A 16,577-nucleotide genomic window follows, 5' to 3' on the forward strand; every position below is an offset into this window, starting at 1 on the left:
TGAGATTTTTTTATTAGATTAGGTTTTATAGGGGTATTTTTCATGATAATTCGTCAATTTACAGAAAGGGATTTTAAAAGGATTTATGAAATAGAAGCCATGTCCTTTGAAAATACTTATGGGAATGATATAATTTTGAAACTCTATAAAATCGGTTCTGGTTTTTTGGTTGCAGAGATTAATGATTATGTTGTAGGTTATATTATCTTTTGGATTAAGCAGGAAGGTGAAGGTCATATCATTTCCCTTGCAGTTGATAAAAACTATAGAGGTATTGGTATTGGTTGGGGACTTTTAGCTAAGGCCGTTAAGGTTCTTAAGGAATGTGATCTTGATTATGTCTCACTTGAGGTGGATTCTGAAAATGAAGGTGCTGTAAGGTTTTATAAAAAATTTGGCTTTAAGGTTGATAGGAAGGTACCTAATTATTATGAGAATGGTAATCCTGCATTAATCATGTTCTACAGATTTAAGGATAAAACTAACAATTAATTTTAATTTTAAAATAGTATTATGTAGAATGTTTTTTATTTTATGATGGAAAGTATTTTTTTATAGAAAAAGTTGGTTTTTATTTAAAACTTGTTTTTAATTTTATAATAGTGTGTAGAATCTTCTTTATCTATAATGAAAATAGTTTTTTTTATAAAGAAGGTTTGGTTTCTATTTAAAAATAGTATGTGTGTAGAATCTTCTTTATTTTATAATGGAAAGTAGTTTTTTAAAAAATAGATCTTAATACAATAAATAAAAAATAGAAATAGTTTAGACTAATTATTTAGTCTTTATTTCATCATCTGAGTTAAGTTATTCATTTCCATTTGGCCCACTTGTTCGACTGTGTTCATATCAATTGTACCACTTGCAAACATAGCTATTATAAGTGCTATATAGAATGTTATTATTGCAAGTTGTATTACTCCATGTCTTTTTATTTCCGGGTCTTTACGGGTTAATAAATAAATTGCGACTATGATACTAAGAACATTACCTAATATTGCAAGTATATATCCAATTATTATGAGAAGATTCATTTTTCCAGAACGGGTACTTTGCTCTTGTATATATGGTCCGGAATTATTTCTATCATTGCTATAATTTTGATTTGTATTGTGAGAATCGTTAGGATTATTATTTAAATTATCTTCAACGTATTTGGAAAATTTATCGTCAATTTTAATAGTTTCTGCTGGATTTTCCTCTGTAAATTCTGTTCCACAGTATACACAAAATCCATATCCTGCAGTATCCACCTTTCCACATTTTGGACATCTTTTCATTTCCATTTCAATACATCTCTGTTTTTTTATAATTGTCCTATAATTCATTAAGCTTTATATTAAATTAATAGTCTATTTAAATTAACATTTATATCTTTCTATTGTTTTTTATCTAAAATTTAATTTATTGGATAGTTTCTATTTTTAAGTAATGGGCTTTTAGGTATTCTATTTTTTTAATATCTCATTTACAATTTTATTTATATGGACATTAGCACTATCTATTACTGGAATTGGTATTTCCTCCTCATCAATGATTAAGCTAAGTTCCGTTGATGTTATTATTAAGCAGTCAATGTCCCTTTCCTCTTTTATTGTTTTTTTGATAATTTTTAGGATCTTCTCTTTTTTGTCCGGTAATACTATTCCGTTTTCCAGATTCGGATATATGATCTCCTGTATTTCCTGAATGTCCATGGAATCTGGTATTATTGACTTAATTTTATATCGTCCTAATCTTTCCTGATATATGTTATGTGTCAATGTAAATGAGTTTCCAATAAGTAGAACCTTTCTATAGTTATTCCTTACCACCTTGTCGTATACACAGTCAAGAATGTTTATTATGGGAAGTGGTGATTTCTTAATTAAATCATCTATTACTATATGGCATGTACTTGATGCTATTACTATTATCTCTGCACCTGCAGATTCCAGATTTCTTATTGATTTAAGAAGTATCTTTTCTACCTGTGTGAAATTCTCATAGTCTATCTGCTCTATCACTTCCTCCATATTTAAACTTTCAATAAGGATATGGGGATAATATTCGTCAAATCGGGAATTTTTAAATTCTTCAATTATCTGTTTATAGTATTTTATTGTGGATATGGGACCTATTCCTCCAATAATGCCTAATGTTTTCATATTATCCTCCCTATTTTATCTTATCTTCTTCTGTGTCTTAATCCTATAAATAATAATATTAATCCAATAGCTACCAGTATAGGAATTCCATAGAATAATAAATCCATATTGTTAAATGATTTGAATTCACTAGTTGCAGGTAAATTCATAGTGCTTGAATCTTTGTCGTCTGATGTAATTGTTGCAAAGTTATATAATAAATCTGCATATCCTATTTTAGCCCCATTATACTCAATATAGTCCGGCGCTTGATTATGTTCATCCATATAATTTACAACCTCCTCTGCCATAGCCTCATAATCATAAATACTATAGGAGGAGTTTGTACCTGTTGAGTAATTCTGAGGATTGTCTGGAGCTTTATACTCTTTAGGGCTTTCTAAGCTACTGCCTGCCAGATATGATGACAGTAGGTATAATGCTTGAGGTGTTGTATATGAACTATAGCTATCTTTTAGTTGTCCGGTTTGCTGTGCAAAAAGGATATCCTGTGATATGTCACCTATTGTACTTACATTAAGTTGTCCCCTTACGACATAATCATTGTTGAGAGTTTTGCTTGATGAGTCATAGCTATTTACATCCTCTATTATCTGATCTGCAATATATTTATTCACCTGGCTGTCACTATAGTATATGTCTCCTGATGAATCTGTTTTATCCGGATATGCCTGTGCAGGTTGTATTGTGGATATCCCTGCTTCGGATAGGAACTGTCCCGGATTTTTGATAGATAGGAAACTCTCACTAGACCAGTTATCATCCCATGCTCTACGTAGGTTACTTAGATTGTTCAAATCAAGTGATCCTACATTAACAACTATGACCTGTTTAGAAACCTGTGAAGAATATCTGGCTAGCTCGTAGTAATTTGCCGCATCTGCAAATGCGATGTTTACACTGACATCGGTATCTGATTCCATTGCACGTGTTCCCTCACCAGGTGCAGGTGACTGGGAATCAACAATCACGGTTATATCACCATTACTATCTGATTCGATATAATTCTTAATTTCATTCATCATCTTAACTTCTTCACCCTGTTGTCCAAAGATTGAATCCGAAGTTAAAAATACTGTTGTTGCACTAACGGCACTTATGCTTGGTGCAAGAATCAGTATTGTTAAAATTAAAAATACACTTAGTTTTTTAAACCTCATAACATTCCTCTATTAAAATCAAATTTATTATCTATTTGATTCTTATGATATTTAATAATATTTTAAAAAAAGATGTAAAAAATTTAATAAAAAATAATAAAAAAAGTAATAGATTTAATTTATCTAAATCTATTGTTTAATTTGAACTGTTGGTATAACCTTAGCCTCGGCAGCATTCAATACGCTTGTATCACTTGTATTTGTTGTAAATATGATATCATACTCTGTATCATTTACTATAAATCCGATATCTCTTGTAATATTGTCATATTCGCTATAGGTTATGTTATACCCTGTAGTGCCACTTATATTAATATAGTCTGAATATATAAGACTTCCCTCTTGGTTTGCCTCAACATTTGCTGTTATCGTTGAAATCATACCGCTGATGGAATGTTCCTCTCCAGGAACTAGACTGTTGTTATATAACTTTACACTTACATTATCTCCATTAAAAACAGCCATATATCTGTCACTGTCTGCATGGGTATATTCCTGAGGTATAGTTAAGCTATATGCTGTGAAGTTATATGTGTTATTAGTTTCGTTTGTATTTGTAGCATTTTCATTTGAAAGTACATATGCATAGTTTACAACTAAAATAAGAAGGATAATTCCAGCAATTATGATTACATGTTTTTTATTAATGTTTAATTCTGGTTTTGACTCCATTAAGTTCGGTTTCTTTCTAGGTTTATCCTTTTTATTATTAGCATTATTATTTTCAGGATTACTTATTTTAGATCTTTCATAGGTAAATATATTTCCAAGACTTGCATCTTTCTTCTTTTTATCTGTATCTGATTCAGTATCATCGTTTTTACTGAATATATTTACTGCCTTGTCTTGAAGTTCTATTTTCTCATCGGGTAATTTAGTATGACAATCTAAACAGTATTCCTCATTGTTAATATGTTCTTTACCACATTTTGGACAATACTTCGCCATTTTATCCCTTTTTTAATAATTTTTAACAAATTAGTATTTTATTGAATTATTCTTAAATTATTTATAATTTTATAATAAATATTATTTAATTATTATTGGTTTTATTTAAAAGTTTAAGTATTTTTACAAAACATCTAAAAAAGAAAAATAATTATTGTTGATTTTATTTGATGTTTGATATTTTAAAAAGGAAAAGGATTTTTGTCTATATATTTAATACTTTTCTCAATATTTTCAATTTCATCATTATATGAATCTATATCATCAGATACAAACAGGAATCCATATTCTTTTTTATCCTTTATAAATCCAAATGTACGATACTCGTAATTCTTTGTACCATTTTTACTTATGACATCATACATCTGTATGCCATTGACTTCTTTTATGGTACTATTTTCTATTAAAGCTCCATTTCTTAAATCTAAATTTTCCGTGGAACTTTTAATCTGATTTAGGTTTCTATTGGAATCTTTTGACTGATATACACTCAGTACTATATTATGTCCATTGTCTCTTCCTGCATAACTTCCAATAACATTAGTTTCTGACTCGTTAAATTCCTCCCATGTGGTTGGTAGCTTAAATGTTATTATCTTATTGGAGTATTCTCCAGGCTCATTTGTCGGATTAATGTAGTTTAGGGAATTTTCATTAATGTAATTAAATGTGAATGTCGCTCCAATAGCTATTATTATAAGTATGACTAATATTAATGTTCCATGTTTATGTAGGACTTTAAAGTGTTTTTTATTTAATCGTCTATTCTCTCTTTCCTTTAAATCCTTCTCTTCAATAAACTCTTCAACACTTTCCATGTCACTTTTGGTATATTCTGAGTATGGATTTTCTTCAATGGTGTGTATTGGATATATTGTATTGGACTCTTCCATCTCCATTGTTTCGATTATTTCCTCTACTTCTTGCTCCTGGTTTCTATTTATTTCGGGATATTCTTCCCTTGAGGGTTGGTATGTGTTTGTTGTCTGATATTCCCCTTCCTGGTTTGGATAATATTCCTCACTAGGTATATAGTCAGTGTCCTCTTTGATTGTATAGTCTTCATTTGCTCTGTAATCTGTATTTTCAATTGAATAATCTTTGTTATAGTTTGTATCTTCTTTGATTGTATAGTCTGTATTGTCTAATCCGTAATCTCTATCATTTTCAATTGGACTATCCTCATGATTATAACCGGTATCTTCCTTGATTATATAATCATCATTATCTTCTTTAACATAAGTATCATCTAAATTGTATTCCTCAATTGGTCTAGGACTATTCTCTCTTATTATTTGAGAAATAGGCATATGATACTCATCAGGATTGTCTTCATCATTATTTGTTTTGGAATTAGAGGTGTTTCTTCTTTTTTCTGTAAGTTCCTTATAGTTTAAGGAATTTTTATAGTATGAATCTTTATCTACTAGTCTTTCACCACATTCCTTACAGAACTTTTCAGGACCTTCTGTTTCTGTTTTACAAATAGGACAAATTTTTGTCAAGAAATAGCACCAACCATATCTAATTAGAATTATTTATGTTTAGATAGTATTTATATTATACAGTTAATTTAGATTAAAAAGAGTATTCTTATGTTTTTATAAAATATGTAAGTAAAGTGTTTTTTTCACTCTACCTACTGTGTGTTAAAAAATGAGATAAAAAACAAAAAAAGATTATTTCAAATAATCTTTATTTTTCTCTTTATCCAACTAATTATATTTGTTTTTTTAGTATTTATAATTTTGTATTTGAGATATCAGAAAATTTTATATTGGGATTAAAACAAATGATATGGTCTTTATTGGTCTTCTAAAATCCATTTAATGGTGTTTATTTTTATATTATTTGTCCATACCTTTGCCTGGCTTTTATGTTTGCTTTTGCTGTCATTTTGTTTTTCCAAAGAGCTATTTAAAACTCTTGATTTGGCCTCAAGTTCTATAAGCAACTCCTTTAGCTCCCCTTCTTCCTTTCCAATAAGTGTCTTTAAGAAGGTTTCCTCGACTTGGCTCTCAACACTTACTATCTGTTTTTCTTTATTGAGTCTTTCGTTTGAATTTAGAATATTTCTTGTACTTTCATTAAGGTAATTGATTCTTTCCTGAATTTCATCTGTTGTTTTCATTATCTCACTTTTTACTCCTTGTTTATGATTTTATCAAAATTGTCTAAAAGATTTAAGATATCCTCTTTACGTGCTAGGGTATTTAACCATTCCTCAGGTATTGAATCATAGCCATAATAGATACCTGCAAGTCCTCCACATATTGCTCCTACGGTGTCGGTGTCAGATCCTAAATTTACACTTTTAAGCAATGTCTCCCTATATGAGTTTGTATTTACTAATGTCCATAGCACCGCCTCAAGGGTATCTATCACATAGCCTGAACTTTTGATGTCATTTATATCCAAATTGAATATTTCCCTTGAGAAGATCCTTTCAAATCTTCCCCTTTCCATATCGAACTCCTTGTCATCTTTATAATATTTTAATATGTCATCAATGGATTGGTTAATTGAATCCCTAAGACTTATGTCATTGTTTAATAACTTAACAGCTATTTGACAATAAAGGTGACATGCAATCTTTGATCTTTTATGGTTATGTGTAAGTCCAGATACATTGTATATTAATTCCACATCCTCGCTGCTCATCCTTTCATTAATCAGATAGGCTACTGGTAATATTCTCATGAGGGATCCGTTACCGTTATCATGTTCATAGCCTCCTCCACATTTTAGAGGATTTACTCCATCATCATATCTTGATATGGCTAGAACGGTAGTATGGCCTACATCAAAGGTTTCACCGTCAGATGTATAGTCTCCATTATGGTACCAGTTGGAGAATTTCGTCATCATGTCCTCATAATCGATTTCCGGATGTTTTATTATGCTGTCTATAGTTGCAAGGGTTAAGGAACTGTCGTCTGAAAAGGTTCCCGGAGCTTTATTATATGTTCCATAACCTATCATTTTTTCTATCGGATTCTTCTCAAGTTCCTTCCTTGACTTGAATTCAACAGGCACTCCAAGTGCATCCCCTATAATTAATCCTATAATTCCATCTTTACTGTTCATAATATCATTCCTGTATCATATAAAAAAATAGTTAATTGGATTTGAAGTGGCCATCTTATAAAAAAAATAGTTTAAAATGGAGACCAGAAACTCATAGGTTCATAGAATCCATAATAATTTAATAAATAATGGTTCAACGGGTTTTTATTTGCATAATAATTTATTTCCGCTGTAAAATTATCACGGTCTATTAATCCATTTTTATATTTGTATCTGACCCATTCAATGTGTTTACTGTCCTTGTTTAATTTTTTATAATATTTTGTTATGTTCTCAGGTATGCTGCCTTCATTGGCATAATAGATGTTACTTATTGCCTCAAAGTTTCTATCGTCTTTATAACTGATACTTGGTCCGTTTGATTTGTTTTCCTCAACCTTCTCGATTAACTTTGCATCGGCAATACTGCTTATGTTGTATTTCTCCTCAAGCTTAAGGTTTTCCATAGCTTCCTGTTTATCTTTATCTACATCATGAAAATAAGCTAAAATATAAATCGCTGCAATTAATACTATAACAATTACTATAACCGTAGCTTTTTTCTTCATTTTAATCCCTAATCTTTTTTTATATTTTATAAATGTCGAATTTCAATTCTCAACTTAGCAATGTATAATGCATGGACCTTTACAATGTTGAATCCCGATTCTTCAAAATATGATGCCTAAAATATGGATTTACATCTTAAAATCATTTACATGAAAATCATCATGATTCCAGTAAATTATTCCAACTTAATATTGTCTTAAAATTTAAAAAATTTTTTTAATATTATTACTATTTATTTATTATTTTATTTAATAAATTTTATTTAATAGTTAATATAATATTATAAAATAGTGAGTGAAATGACTGAACAGGTTAGTAAAACAATACATTCTGTAACTGATGATATTCCTCTTGAAGGTGATATTAAAAAATACAATCTTGCTCTATTCAGTCCAGATGATGGTTTTAAAAAGGGAGATAAGGTAGTTGTTTTCAGTAATTCTGAATATGAGGAGATTCAAGATAAAATCAAGGAATATGAATTACAGATTGAAAAAATAGATGAATTGGGAAATAACAGTGAAGATTTGAAAGTGAAGGATATTGAAATTGATAGTCTGAAAAATTCATTGTCTGATTTGGAAGATAAAAGCATTAAGGAAATTTCAATTAAAAATAATGAGATTGAATCTTTAAAGAAGAATGTTATCGATCTTCAACTTGAAAATGAAAATCTTAAGGATAAAAGTTCTAATGTTGATGCTATAGAACAAGAAAAAGATAAGGAAATCGGTGCCAAAGATGAACAGATCGGTATTTTAAAATCCAACATCTCTGAACTTGAATCTAAACTTGGGGATATGGATGCTAAAGATAAGGAAATCAGTAAACTAAAAGCTTTATTGTCTGTTTCCGAATCTAAAGATAATGAGATTGAAGATTTAAAATCAAAAATATCTGAACTTGAGGCAAAGGATGAAGAACTTGAAGATTTAAAATCCGAGATTAAATCAAAGGATGATGAGATTTCTGATTTAGAAAATCAAGTCATTACATTAAGTGAACGTTTAGAGGCTGAATCAAATAAGGTAAGTACCGAATTCCTACCACAGACAAAAGCTCAAAATGAGGAATTATATAAGCTTCAGAATAAGGTTAACGAGAGAAATGAGATGTTATTTGAAGTTACAGATAATATTAACCAAACAATGGAAGAGGCTATTATTGATGCAGTAAAGGAAACTAACGATATTGTAAATGCTAGCAATAAAACCACACGTGCAAAGATCAATAATGCCGTAAGCCAAAGTGAAAAGGAAGTCACTGAAAGAAACAGGGCTATTGCAAGTAATATCAATAGTATGGTTGATAGTATTAATGATGAGCTTCAAAACGTTTCCATCTGGAAACTATTATTGAATAGAAAGAACATTAACATTAAAATCCCAACAAGTGACTTAAATAAACAGGTCAAGATCAATATACCTAAGGATGTTGTTGAGGATAAAGAGGTTAATGTTGACGTTTTAAAGATTAAGAAGAATCACAAAATTGATAATCTTAAAAAACTTTGGATTGATACTGAAGAGGATAAGAACTCAAAAGAGCCAATTGACGTTGGCAATGTTAAAAAATAGATTTTGTTTTGTTTAGTCATTTACTATTCATCTTCTTTTTATTTTTATAATTTTTTATTAATTTTTTTCATGTGTTATTTTTATTATTTTTATTATTTCTGGCTATTTTTTTTAGTTTTTTTATAATATTTCTTAGTAAAATGGACCTTTGGCTATTTATTCTTAATTATTAAATTTTTTATAGTATCTCTTATTTTTTAGTTATTGGTATTATTTATTTTGACTGTCTATTTTCATTTATTTATTAAAAAAATAGTTTAATTTAAAATAATTTAAGATCAATTGTATTAATAAAAATAGTTTAATCTAAAAAAGTAAGGTTCAAATAAAATAAGCAATTAAATTAAAAAAGATTAGAAATTTAAGATTTCCTCTTAATATTTCCAATGGTTTCAAATATCTTATCTTCATTAAATCCTGTATCGGATTTAATTAGATATCTATTGTCGTTTTTAGTAAATGAGTAATAAGTATAATTATGACTTAAATATTTATCATTATCATTTGTTTTAATAATGGTTACATTAACTCCATTTATATTTCTGCTTGTATTTGATAATATTTTCTGTCCGTCTATTTCCTTGTTGATGGATTGGCTATTTACATTTTCAGTTATTGAAAGTGTATAATTATTATCTTTTAAGTAAGCAGTATGTGATACCTCTGTATTGTCTGGAAGTGAAAGGCTACTTGGTACATCGAATTCACTGTTTATCATTGTACATTCTGGTCCTAGTTCTCCAATTATCCAATTAATTCCTACAATAGCAATAATTATTATTATAAGACCAATACAGCAATCCCTAACAAACTTATTACCACTTTCCTCAGGATCTTTATCTTTAAGAAATTCTTCTTCCTTCATAATCAAACCTAACTTCCATTTATAAAAATAAATATTACTTCTATTTTATTATATTTTTTTAAATATTTAAATAAATACTTTTGATTTAAAAATAGCAATCAATTGTCTTTTTATCTTTTTATTAAATAGTCATTATTCGGGTCCAAAATTATTGATTTTTGTTTTAAGCTATCTGGTTTATATTTGGATACTTTGACTTTATATGTGTAGATTTAATAATCTTATATTATTAAATGAGTCAGATAACCGTTTTATTAATTATTGTTGATATTTTTATTAATATGGGGATTTAATGGGTAATTATTTTGTATTAAAACTTATATATCTGAAATTTTATATGGTATTACATAAGAGGTATTAAAATGATATCTAAGATTTTGAATAAGTTAACTGAGGATATTCCAGAAGAAGATAAACAATATGTTAAAGATAAAATCAAAGAGTATATTGATGAGGAATCTTATCAAATTGCTAAACAAAGACATGTCGAGGTTACCGAAGACATTATAGGTGAAGTCATTAATGGGATGGGTTCCATTCAAGACTTTATTGATAAGAATTTAAAGGAGCCTAAAGAATATAAATGGGCATTGAATAAAATTGTTGAAACTGACATGTGTGCTAAATGTGGTTCTTGTACCGTTGTATGTCCTAATGATATTTTAGAGTTTACAGACAGGCCACAGCTTACCTCAGAATGTAGACGTGACGGTCAGGGTATGTGTATGGAGGTTTGTCCTAGAATGTATTCTGCTAAACATATGATTGAGGTTAGGGAAAACTTTAAAGAAGAATATTATTATGGTAAAGGTACAATAGAAGGACAGGACGGTGGGGTTGTATCCTCATTTTTAAAATACTTAATTGAATCTGAGAAGATTGATGGTGCAATTGTTGTAGGTGACGAGAAATGGAAACCTGTGTCCATGATTGTCAAGTCTCCTGATGAACTTTCAAAAACCGTAAAATCCAAATATACAATATCAACATTAGAGGCATTGTCCGAAGCTTATAATCAGGGTCTTAGAAAAGTTGCTGTAGTAGGTCTTCCTTGTCAAATTCAAGGTTTAAGAAAGATACAATATCATCCATACCACGCAAAACATTCAGCTGAAAGAGGATGGGATGGTAAGGCTAAAAAATTACCTAAGATAGAATATTTCATCGGGTTATTCTGTACCGAGAAATTCGATAAGGAAACCATTGATGAAATTTTAGCTGAACATAATATTGATATCAATGACGTTAAGAAGTTCAATGTCATTAATGGTAAATTCACCATTGAAACTAATGATGATGTTTTACACCTTCCAGTTAAGGATATCAAAGTAGCTCCAGGTTGTAAAATGTGCAGGGACTTTGATTCAGAACTTGCAGATGTATCCATTGGATCTGTTGGAAGTGAAGAGGGATATTCCACTATTATTATAAGAACTGAAAAAGGTGAAGATATTAAAAACATTATTCCTGTAAAAGAGGGAGTGGATGTAAGTAAAGTTCAGTTCCTAAGAGACTTTAAAGGGAAAAAATTCCAGAAAGCACTTAAACAACGTAAAGATAATGATGAATTCATATCCTATTATTGGATTGATGATTATGGTGGAGCAGGTTTAAGAACTGATGGGAAATATTTCATTAGATTAAGATCCAAACCATCCGGATTCTATACTCATGAAGAAGTTCAGGCTGTAATGGATATTACTAAAAAATATGGTGCCAGAATAAAGGTTACAAATAGGGAAGAATTTGAATTACATGATTTTGAACCTATTGATGTTGAAAATGCGATTCTGGAGTTAAGGGAAGCTGGATTTATTAATGGTGGAGAGGGACCTCTTGTAAGGTCACCACTTGCATGTCCAGGTAATCAGAACTGTATGTTAGGTTTGATTGATACTACTAGAATTGCAAAGGAATGTGAGGAAAGGTTTAAAGAATTACCAGCACCTTATAAATTTAAGATAGCTATTAGTGGTTGTCCTAATAAATGTATAAGACCACAAATTTCCGATTTCGGTATTAATGGTTATAAGGTTCCATATACCGTTGAAGAGAAATGTAATGGTTGTGGAAGATGTGCCGATGTATGTAAGGTAGACGCACTTGAAATTACAGGGGATATTGCATACACCGACTATGATGTATGTATTGGCTGTGGAAAATGTGTTAATGCATGTCCTCATAAAGCTAAAGAACTCAAATATGACGGATTTAATTTATACATTGGTGGAATGAGCGGTCGTGAGGTTGTTGAAGGTTTAACACTTAACGTTGAAGATGAGGAAATGATATATAAATTAATTGAGGCAACCCTTAAAGTATATAATAGATTAGGTGAAAAACCTCAAAAAGAAAGAGTAGCTAGCACAATGAAACGTGTTGGTGAATTGAGATTCATGAATGAGGTTAAAAAAGAATTAGAATCCATGGATTAATTTAGTTAAAAAAAGGTATAAGTTCTAAACTTATATTTTTATTTTTTTTAATTTTGATATTTTCTTAAAATTCGGTCTTTACACTTAAGACCTTTAAAACAATAAATCAGTTATTGTTATTATCTTGTCTTTAAAGATTTTATAGTTTCTATTTTATTATTGGCTGTTTTTTTTCTAAGTCTTATGTTTTCAAACTATTTTTTTTTGTAGAATTAGTTCATGTTTTTATAAAAAAATTACCAAACCCTATTTATGTAAATTATGATTATTTACATTAAATCTGCTTTTTCTATTTTATAGTGCCCTTTGTATTCTGCCCTATCTCCGGCATGTTCCAGTTTTTTAATACCAATACGCAGGTTACCTAATCTATAAGCCCTTTCACTTATATATGCAATTAGATCTTCACTAATAACACCAGGATAAAAACCTAAGTCCACCCTCTGTTTAAGTATGCTATAAACTTCTTGTTGGGTGTAGAATGGAAATCCTATCTCTATTGGAAGATGTATGGTTGAAACATTTAAATCTGTTGCAGTGATATTCTTTGATGAGCTTACAGTAATTACAGATATTTGCACATCAGGATATTCCTCATGAGCCCTTAAAAAATCATACAATGTTCTATTGAGTTCTATGGAATTTTTAATGTTGTCAAACTCATCAAGGCCAAGAATCAATATTATCTTATTCTCAGTTAAATAATCCATTATTCTGTTATAGAAATTGTATGTATTTAATGTTGCAATATCTTCATGGAACAGTGTTTTATATACTTCAGAAAATATTTGGTATTCTGTTCTATGGATCTTGCAGTTAATATATACTGTAAACACATTAGAGTATGCCTCCTTAATAAGTTGAAAATATTTCTTTAAGGTTGTGGTTTTTCCTGTAGCATTGGTGCCTTTAAGTAACATGTTATAAGGTGCATATCCAGATTTTACTTTTCTTGAATGAAATGCCATAGAATCTAGTTGGTGATCTCTATATTGATATATCTCAGGTATGTATTCTGTTGTAAAGACAGATTTGTCCTTGAAGATTGTTCCTTCCTCTTCAATTACATCAAATATAGTTTTTTGTCTAATTCTCACTCCTCCTTATTATTTTTAACGTTTTTTATCTATTTGATTTGTTTAATATAAAAAAAGTCCGAGAGCATTTGGAAACTATTTATTTTAAAACCATTTTCTTATAAAATGGGATTGGTTAAAATCCAGTTTTCATGTGGAATAATACATAAAACGAATATTAAGGATAAAACAGTTTTTTATAAATCTATAATTGAAAATACTTTAAAAATAGAATCAAGTTTTAAATGTACCTAAAAACTTTATAATTTCAGATTGAATTATGAGGATATTGATTTAGTTAGATAAATCATTTCTAAAAATAGTAAATGGATAATATGGATATTAGTTTCTAAACATAATATCCGATTATCCTTATTAAACCTTAAATTTTATTCTTCTTTATCTTTTTTATATACATATCCTGCAATAATTAATATAATTATGATTATAGCAATTATTCCAAATGGTAGTTTGTAGTTAGAGTCTTTAAGATTATTGGTGTTTTTATAAATTGCATATGCTTTGGATGCAGATTGACTGCTATCTCCAGCAGATGAACTTGATCCACTTGCTAAATCTTCACTTGACATGCCTGTATTTGCATTTGTTGAATTACTTACTGTTCTAACTGATCCGTTATGGCTTTGTATTGAATTACCATTGCTGTTAAACATGGTCATTCCATTGATTATGCCGTTTCCATTATGGATTTTACCATTCTGTGATGAGTTTCCATTGAGTCCATTGTGGTTTCCACTACCATTGATGTTAAATGGGTTTGTACTGTTTCCAGTTCCATTTCCATTAAATGGATTGGTTCCATTTCCATTAATGTTGGTATTAAAGAAATTTCTAGTATTTGGAGTATATGGATTGTTCATTGCATTTATAACATCATTAGGAACTAGGTCCGCAGGCATATCCTGTTTTTCATCAGGGTTTCCAGTATTGTTGAAAACTTGGTTATTATATCTTTTGGTATTGCCCTTGATTTCAACAGCATCGTCGCCTTGTGAGTGGTCTGTTATCAATACATTGTTTCCAATTTCACTGTTTGTAACTCCATAACGTGCATCTAACATTACTGCATTATACCCATTAGTTATAACTTTATTGTATTGTATGTTGTATTGGTGGTTTCCAGAGGTAGACTGTGAATAGCTGATACCATAGATATTATTATTTCTAATATCGCTATTGTTATTTACATTCTGGGCATAGATTGTGTTATTTAATATTACATCGTCACTGTCTTGTACTTCAATACCTGCAACTAATGCCCAATTGTTTCTACCTGCATAACCTGTAACATTTATAAAATTACTGAGGATATAGAGTTTCACTGCTCCATAGTAATTATTTGAATATATGCCAAGATTAGGACCATTGTTTATAGTTGTTAAATTGTTATATGCAATTTTTATATCTGATGAAGGTCCATTGACTTGAATTGAATATGCAGCACCATTTGAGTCTTGTCCTCCATAGGTTTTCATATGGATTTCATTGTTTGCAATGGTTACATTGTTCATCATGTAAATATCTAGACCATATAGGTAGTTGTTAGTTCCTTTTTTAGTTAATAGATCCTCTTCATAGATTTTATTTCCTTTAATAACTGCTTTGTCACATTTATAAAACATGCAAGCATCTAATGTAGGAAATGATTGACCTAATGCGGTTGCAGATACATTTACATAGTTATTTACAAAGTTAATGTATTTTGAATCCTCGGCACCAAATCCCAGTACATAATCCATACTCACTCCACCAAAGATTCCACCAGCCCAATTAACGGCCATTAATGGTAGTCTACAATTAATTTTATTTCCATAGATTAACCCAAGTGTTGTATCTCTTACAAGAACTCCATATTTGTAGAATCCATCTGGATTTGTACTTGTAAGATTTATTGTACTGTAATATAGGTTAAATTTAAAGATGTTCTTATAACCAGTATCTCCCACATATATTCCAATACCGTTATTTCCTTCTGGAACGGTATAATCCATTGTAATGTTATCAATGGTTACATTATCTGATCCGACATAAATACATGAATCTTTATTATCACTAAAACTTTTATTTAATTGGAAGTTTAAGTTTTTAAGATAAATATTTTCACCATATAATCCGAATGCAGTATTCTTTAATAAGGAATTATTACCAATTATAACGGTATTGTCCTGGTAAATTACAAGGGTATCCAAATCATTGAACTCTCCTTCAAATACCATGACTTTACCACCATAATCTGGTTTTAGGTTATTATTCTCATCGAAGTAATCATGAAAATTACTTGAATTTACAGTATAATGGTCGGGATTTTCACTTTGATTTAAAGATAAAGAAAGATTTTGATTATTCTCCTGTTTTACAGTATTATTAATGGTGTTGTTACTGGTGGATGTTAGAATATTGTCATGGTTATCTGTTAAAGTGTTGTTATTTGTATCACTAGCACTAATAACACTTATACAACAAGATAGAATAATCAGACTTAATGTAAAAACTATTATTGATTTTTTCATTAAGATACCTTCTTATTTCTTAATCTTGATAATCTAATTTCTAAGGAATTCATTATCTAATAATTATTCTATAGATAATTTTTATCTTTTTAAAAGATGTTTTCCTGCTCTATTAAATTATTCTTAAATTTCACATTCAATATCTTAAAAGAATATTTTAATTTTTATAAAAACATTTACTCTAAACCAGTTTTTTTTAACC

Annotated in this window: 14 protein-coding genes; 3 read left to right on the forward strand and 11 right to left on the reverse strand. The window is 29.3% G+C overall.

Features of this window, described 5'->3' with window-relative positions; translation table 11 throughout:
• The first annotated feature begins 42 nt into the window (after positions 1-42).
• Complete coding sequence (gene rimI, locus ABM4_RS01805; RefSeq protein ID WP_016357975.1) at positions 43-492, forward strand: ribosomal protein S18-alanine N-acetyltransferase; 450 nt, start codon at positions 43-45, stop codon at positions 490-492.
• A gap of 293 nt (positions 493-785) precedes the next feature.
• On the opposite strand, the gene ABM4_RS01810 is transcribed toward rimI, so the two are convergent.
• The 8 genes from ABM4_RS01810 to ABM4_RS01845 form a co-directional block, all read right to left on the reverse strand.
• Positions 786-1,286 (reverse strand): zinc ribbon domain-containing protein, encoded by a 501-nt coding sequence (locus tag ABM4_RS01810; protein ID WP_048200786.1) that lies wholly within the window; start codon positions 1,284-1,286, stop codon positions 786-788.
• Between the two features lie 162 nt (positions 1,287-1,448).
• On the reverse strand, positions 1,449-2,147 hold the full coding sequence (locus tag ABM4_RS01815) for an aspartate/glutamate racemase family protein (RefSeq protein ID WP_016357977.1): 699 nt from the start codon (positions 2,145-2,147) through the stop codon (positions 1,449-1,451).
• 20 nt (positions 2,148-2,167) lie between these two features.
• Complete coding sequence (locus ABM4_RS01820) at positions 2,168-3,307, reverse strand: hypothetical protein (protein ID WP_016357978.1); 1,140 nt, start codon at positions 3,305-3,307, stop codon at positions 2,168-2,170.
• A 129-nt stretch (positions 3,308-3,436) separates the two neighbouring features.
• On the reverse strand, positions 3,437-4,255 hold the full coding sequence (locus ABM4_RS01825; protein WP_016357979.1) for a zinc ribbon domain-containing protein: 819 nt from the start codon (positions 4,253-4,255) through the stop codon (positions 3,437-3,439).
• 182 nt (positions 4,256-4,437) lie between these two features.
• The gene (locus ABM4_RS01830; RefSeq protein WP_016357980.1) at positions 4,438-5,760 is read right to left on the reverse strand and encodes a hypothetical protein; all 1,323 of its coding nucleotides are present in this window, start codon (positions 5,758-5,760) and stop codon (positions 4,438-4,440) included.
• 299 nt (positions 5,761-6,059) lie between these two features.
• Complete coding sequence (locus tag ABM4_RS01835; protein WP_016357981.1) at positions 6,060-6,386, reverse strand: hypothetical protein; 327 nt, start codon at positions 6,384-6,386, stop codon at positions 6,060-6,062.
• Positions 6,387-6,397: 11 nt separating this feature from the next.
• Positions 6,398-7,342 carry an ADP-ribosylglycohydrolase family protein gene (locus ABM4_RS01840; protein ID WP_016357982.1) on the reverse strand — a complete coding sequence of 315 codons (945 nt, stop codon included), beginning with the start codon at positions 7,340-7,342 and terminating at the stop codon, positions 6,398-6,400.
• 71 nt (positions 7,343-7,413) lie between these two features.
• The gene (locus ABM4_RS01845) at positions 7,414-7,890 is read right to left on the reverse strand and encodes a hypothetical protein (RefSeq protein ID WP_016357983.1); all 477 of its coding nucleotides are present in this window, start codon (positions 7,888-7,890) and stop codon (positions 7,414-7,416) included.
• 300 nt (positions 7,891-8,190) lie between these two features.
• On the opposite strand from ABM4_RS01845, the gene ABM4_RS01850 reads away from it, so the two are divergent.
• Positions 8,191-9,468, forward strand: a complete 1,278-nt coding sequence (locus ABM4_RS01850; RefSeq protein WP_016357984.1) for a hypothetical protein — start codon at positions 8,191-8,193, stop codon at positions 9,466-9,468.
• 361 nt (positions 9,469-9,829) lie between these two features.
• Here the strand turns inward: ABM4_RS01850 and ABM4_RS01855 are convergent, their stop codons facing one another.
• A complete protein-coding gene (locus tag ABM4_RS01855) occupies positions 9,830-10,333 on the reverse strand; it encodes a hypothetical protein (protein WP_016357985.1) in 504 nt (167 codons plus the stop codon).
• 362 nt (positions 10,334-10,695) lie between these two features.
• Between ABM4_RS01855 and ABM4_RS01860 the strand changes: the two genes are divergently transcribed.
• Positions 10,696-12,768: a Coenzyme F420 hydrogenase/dehydrogenase, beta subunit C-terminal domain gene (locus tag ABM4_RS01860; RefSeq protein ID WP_016357986.1), complete on the forward strand. Its 2,073-nt coding sequence runs from the start codon at positions 10,696-10,698 to the stop codon at positions 12,766-12,768.
• A 269-nt stretch (positions 12,769-13,037) separates the two neighbouring features.
• Here the strand turns inward: ABM4_RS01860 and ABM4_RS01865 are convergent, their stop codons facing one another.
• Both ABM4_RS01865 and ABM4_RS01870 read right to left on the reverse strand, forming a co-directional pair.
• Positions 13,038-13,865, reverse strand: coding sequence for an AAA family ATPase (locus ABM4_RS01865; protein ID WP_016357987.1), 828 nt, complete (start codon positions 13,863-13,865; stop codon positions 13,038-13,040).
• Between the two features lie 368 nt (positions 13,866-14,233).
• Entirely contained in the window at positions 14,234-16,375 is a 2,142-nt protein-coding gene (locus tag ABM4_RS01870; protein WP_016357988.1) for a hypothetical protein, read from the reverse strand.
• Positions 16,376-16,577 lie beyond the last annotated feature (202 nt).

The organism is Methanobrevibacter sp. AbM4 (genome assembly GCF_000404165.1).
GTDB classification, from domain to species: Archaea; Methanobacteriota; Methanobacteria; order Methanobacteriales; family Methanobacteriaceae; genus Methanarmilla; species Methanarmilla boviskoreani.

What these genes read in the sequence shown, in the direction of transcription:
- rimI (WP_016357975.1), top strand. Translation starts at nt 43, where the DNA reads ATGATAATTCGTCAATTTACAGAAAGGGATTTTAAAAGGATTTATGAA.
- ABM4_RS01810 (WP_048200786.1), bottom strand. Translation starts at nt 1,286, where the DNA reads ATGGAAATGAAAAGATGTCCAAAATGTGGAAAGGTGGATACTGCAGGA.
- ABM4_RS01815 (WP_016357977.1), bottom strand. Translation starts at nt 2,147, where the DNA reads ATGAAAACATTAGGCATTATTGGAGGAATAGGTCCCATATCCACAATA.
- ABM4_RS01820 (WP_016357978.1), bottom strand. Translation starts at nt 3,307, where the DNA reads ATGAGGTTTAAAAAACTAAGTGTATTTTTAATTTTAACAATACTGATT.
- ABM4_RS01825 (WP_016357979.1), bottom strand. Translation starts at nt 4,255, where the DNA reads ATGGCGAAGTATTGTCCAAAATGTGGTAAAGAACATATTAACAATGAG.
- ABM4_RS01835 (WP_016357981.1), bottom strand. Translation starts at nt 6,386, where the DNA reads ATGAAAACAACAGATGAAATTCAGGAAAGAATCAATTACCTTAATGAA.
- ABM4_RS01840 (WP_016357982.1), bottom strand. Translation starts at nt 7,342, where the DNA reads ATGAACAGTAAAGATGGAATTATAGGATTAATTATAGGGGATGCACTT.
- ABM4_RS01845 (WP_016357983.1), bottom strand. Translation starts at nt 7,890, where the DNA reads ATGAAGAAAAAAGCTACGGTTATAGTAATTGTTATAGTATTAATTGCA.
- ABM4_RS01850 (WP_016357984.1), top strand. Translation starts at nt 8,191, where the DNA reads ATGACTGAACAGGTTAGTAAAACAATACATTCTGTAACTGATGATATT.
- ABM4_RS01855 (WP_016357985.1), bottom strand. Translation starts at nt 10,333, where the DNA reads ATGAAGGAAGAAGAATTTCTTAAAGATAAAGATCCTGAGGAAAGTGGT.
- ABM4_RS01860 (WP_016357986.1), top strand. Translation starts at nt 10,696, where the DNA reads ATGATATCTAAGATTTTGAATAAGTTAACTGAGGATATTCCAGAAGAA.
- ABM4_RS01870 (WP_016357988.1), bottom strand. Translation starts at nt 16,375, where the DNA reads ATGAAAAAATCAATAATAGTTTTTACATTAAGTCTGATTATTCTATCT.